This is a genomic window from Fibrivirga algicola, assembly GCF_011742925.1.
In the GTDB taxonomy this organism is placed as follows: Bacteria; Bacteroidota; Bacteroidia; order Cytophagales; family Spirosomataceae; genus Fibrella; species Fibrella algicola.
The window spans coordinates 1-4,394 of sequence record NZ_WAEL01000020.1; the positions used below are offsets into that span (position 1 = coordinate 1).

At 52.6% G+C, this 4,394-nt stretch carries 2 protein-coding genes; both read right to left on the reverse strand.

What is annotated here, in order from left to right; translation table 11 throughout:
* Window positions 1-2,328 (reverse strand): SdrD B-like domain-containing protein (locus F7231_RS26990; protein WP_310589401.1); only part of this gene is annotated, 2,328 nt, incomplete at its 3' end.
* Between the two features lie 556 nt (window positions 2,329-2,884).
* Window positions 2,885-4,394: SdrD B-like domain-containing protein (locus F7231_RS26995; protein ID WP_166694340.1), on the reverse strand; the 1,510-nt coding region annotated here is incomplete at its 5' end.

Sequence of the window (4,394 nt, forward strand, 5' to 3'; positions counted from 1 at the left end):
GTCGATGTACCCCACGTCATAATTGAAGTTATTCTGACCGGGTAAGCCTAGCGAAAAGGAAATCAGGCCTGACGAACTGGCATCGGTATCAATGGCATCCGCATTCGTACCTGTTGCTGAGTTCGGCTTGCCGCTCAGATTCAACGTACCTGCACTGGCGCTTAGTGGGAAAGTTAGTGAGTAAGAGCCACCGTAGGTCAAACTGAGACTATTGGCAAAACCTGTTGTCGAGGTAGCCGTGCGATTCGAGAAATAATATTCGCCACTTGCGCTTGTTGTTACCGACACGCCTGCGGTGGGAAGACCGGTTCCTTTCAGCAAAATAATGACCCCGGCCAGTGGCAATTCGCCTGCATCCTGTATACCATTGTTGTTGGTATCTTTCCAAACCCGGTTACCAATCTGAATAGGGGCGGGGTCACAGGTCGCTGCAATGATACCTAGTCCATTCGCTTTCCCATAAGTAGCTGCATTGGCTCCTGTGCCCACCGTGAGGTAGACTTGATAGCGCTTAAGGTCATCTCCGTTCGTATTGCTGAACCAACTAAATCCGCCTGACCATACAGATATGGGATCCATTACAGTAGTTACTACTTGGTTAGTGCCAGGTACAACAACGGACCCACCTTGTACAGTCTCCTGATGAACATCATTAGTACCATCATTATAGTTTTCATTGGCGTAAAACTCGCCACCATCAGGGCCTTGACTATTAGCAACCCCAGCGCCTGTTAACAGGGCTTTCGTCGATGTAGCTGCAACCCGACCATTGCTTTCCAGCGCCCAAGCCGACCCGTTGTAGCGAGCGCGCAGGAGGTCTCCACTAATGTAACCATTATATAAGGTGTCGGGCGTTATTTTGGTATCTGTCGTATTTCGGTTCCTATAACCTAGCTGATGCCCACCCCGGTCCATCATGGTGATCAGCATGTCGCCATCGTCGGTGAAGCCGATGTTAGAGAGCATGGGTTGAGCGCGGCCAACGCGTGCACCAACTGTTGAGGCTCCCCCCCGGTATAATTGAGTGAAGGTGGTAACCCACGGGCTCCAGGTGTTTCCCAGTGATGCCCAGCTAGTATGCATATCTCCTTTCGTGTAACTCAGCGGAATAGTCAATATAGGAGAGGTAGAAAATACGTTTGTCGTCGGTTCCATCTCATACACATACCCCGTCAGATTGGAGGCACTTGAAACGACACTGGTCTCGCCCGAGCATACTAGTCCAACGTACACCTTTCCATTCGCAACGTTCACCGCGAATGGACGCACAGCACCGCTACCGTTCGGGCAACTTGGTGCAGGCAAACTGACTAATTGAAGATCAGCTGCGACCAGGCTGCTTTTAGCCGGGTTGCCGATGTTCATGATAATCAGTTGCTTGTTGTACAAGTCTATAGTGTACAACTTACTTTCGTCGTCAGAGATGGCAAGTCCGCCAAGGCCGATTTTGCCTACCAAATTGAAGACGTTAGCGTCATTATTCGAAACGGTGCCACTACTGGGTAGTGTCCGAGCACCAAGTAATGAAGCACCCAGGTCGATACCCAATGACTCGAGATCGGCATACGTTGTGCTGGTTGGAGTAGTGGTAACATTGGTCACATAAATGCCTCCCAGACCTAACTTGCCAAGGCCTACATGCCGTTTCAGAAAAGCAGAAGTAAATAATTTTTTGGTTGTACGCTGATAGGCCGCTCCCCAAACGCTGCCCACGTCAAGTGCTGTTGCTAGTTTCGTGGGCGACGTCGTGCTGGCACTGGCTATTCCGAAAGGTACTTTAACAAGTGCATCGTCATCCGCTACGCTGCTACCCGCCAATAATGGGTCACCGCTCACAAAACAGGATACGGCCAGGTCGGGGTTTGGCTGACAAAAATCTTTTGGATAGATGACGCCAAAATTTACGGTGGCAGGCAACGTTGTCACAAACTGCACATTCGACGCTTGACTACTGACCACAAATCCCTGAAAATAGTGGTCAAGACTGGCAGGGAAAGTTAATTCAACCCGGTAGGGGCCGCTTTGAGTAGGGGTAATTGTATACGACCCACTTGCCGTGGTGGTTACGGCAAGCCCTGGCGTTACGTTTGCGCCAGCCGCGTTGAAAACCTTTACCTCAACACCAGCGAGTCCCAATTCTGTATGGGTAGTTGAAGCGGGTGGCGTATCGTAGACACCGTTACTGTTGAAGTCTCTGAAAACCGTTCCCGAAATGGATTGTGCCTGCGCAACGATAGGGAGTAACAGTCCAAAAAAGAGGAAGAGCTTGTAGCTGAACGTCTTAGGGCCGACAAACGCCCAGCGGAAAAGCAAATACTTATTTTTCATGATCAGATAATTGTACTGCTAAGTGGGGAGCAGACTACTGTCATGAATCAATAATGAGACCGAACTTAAATGTTAGGGTTTATATACTTATATATGGGATAAGTAGGGTGCTAAAGTGCTGTCTTGTGTAAAAGTATAAAGCACTGATGATTAGTAAGTTAAGTATAGATTGGGCTGTCCTGTTTGATGGCAAGGCCTAAAGTTAGGCCAGTAACATGATGGTGGACATATAAGCTTTAGTGGTAAGCGTTTTAAAGCAGGAAAGGGGTAGACAGACAAGAATTATGCCAGCCTCGAATATAGACTATGGCGATACTCTTGGAAAACAGACAAGGTATAAGACCAGCATACTTCAATTGATTACGAAAAATGCACACACGCCGCAGCTACAACGTACCTACGCGCGGTTAACTGATTAACTGGCTACGCAGTAAGCTTATTAGCTTGCTAATCGATTTTATAGAAAGGTATCACTGTTCCGAAGACTCCAATAACGCAATCAGGCCAACCCTCGTGAGGCTGGCCTGATTGCGTTATTGGAGTCTTCGGGTGTAATCTACTTCTTCGCCACTTTCCGAACCGTGAACGGTGTACACTTCACAGCCGGACACGCGCACTGGGTTGGCGGAATCACGACCACCACATCGCTGTAGCAGCCAGTAGCTGAGTACACCCGAATCGTGTAGCTCTGACCAGGCGCTTCATCGGGGTTTGCCTGATTGGCCAGCAACACTCCGCCACTTACCGCCGACAGCGACTGGTTGTTGGCCAGTAGTGGTGTGGTAAAGCTGCTGCCCAGGCTAACGTTGTAGCTTATTGCGTTCGGGCTGCTGCCTACCAGGCTAATACTAGCTGTGTTTTGCGGCGTAGCACCTATACAGTTAGCCGCTATACCCACTGCGGTAAGGCTGGGGGCGGCATCCGTGATTATTACGAAGGGGCAACAGGTACCATCTGTGCAACCTGTCTGATTTGTTACCGAAACAGTGTATTCACCCGCTTCTGTAACACTATAGGTTGGGCTGGTGGCCCCTGGAATTGGCGTGCCGTTGCGCGACCACTGGTAAGCACTAAAGCTGGCTGGCGCTGAAATCAGGAACTCGAAGGGAACATTGTCACAGACATGGTAGGGCACCGTCACACAAGCCGTGGCCGTATGTCCATCAGGAGCGGTGGCTACGTTATAGGTAATTCCTTCTACTTCGACCTGCGCCTTATATTGGAGCGTAACCACGCTGCCACCAGTGAGTGACGGAATCGTCCATTCTCCACCAGTTGGCGATGGCGTAAAGCTGCCTGCTGAGACGGTAACGGAGCCAACAAGCGTCAGGGCCGAACTGCTGAAGGCGTCGGTAACAACTACGTTAGTGCCGGTCGTTGGGCTGGTGTTGGTCAGCGAAATGGTGTAGGTCACCACCCCGCCCTTCTCGGCCCGGCTCTGGTCTACGCTCTTGGCCAGGGCATAGCTCACCGGCGGCACAAGGGGCCGCACAAAACCAGCGTCCAGACTGGCGTTGACCTCCCCGGCCCCCAGCGTCAGTGAGGCCGTCACCCCGTTGACCGGGTCGCTGTCCAGGCCATCATCACCGCCCACATTGGCCCCCGTCGTGGTCGAGAAGCCCGCTGGGGTGGTGAAGCTCACCGAGTAAGGCGTGCCCGGGGCCAGGCCCGTGAAGCTGTAGAGCCCGCTGGCATCAGTGGTGGTGGTGGCCACGGGGCTGCCGTTCTGGAGCAGGGTGACCGTGGCTCCGGCGATGGGTAGGTCATTGCTGTCCTGCACCCCATCTTTGTTGACATCCTCGAAGACGAAGTCCCCCAGGGCGGCGGTGGTCAGGAGTTGGATGCTGGCGGTGGTAAAGCAGGCTGGCCCGGTGGTGCAGGTGGCGCTGTAGGTCTGGCTGGCCTGGGTTGGTACGACCGTGATAGTGCTACCGGTTGCTCCGTTGCTCCAGGTGATGGTGCCCGCACAGCCGATGGCTGACAGGCTGACGGGGGTACCGGCTGCAACGAGTGTTGCGCTCGCCTGTAGGCTGAGCAGGGGTTGATCCAGCACCGTTACCGTTGCC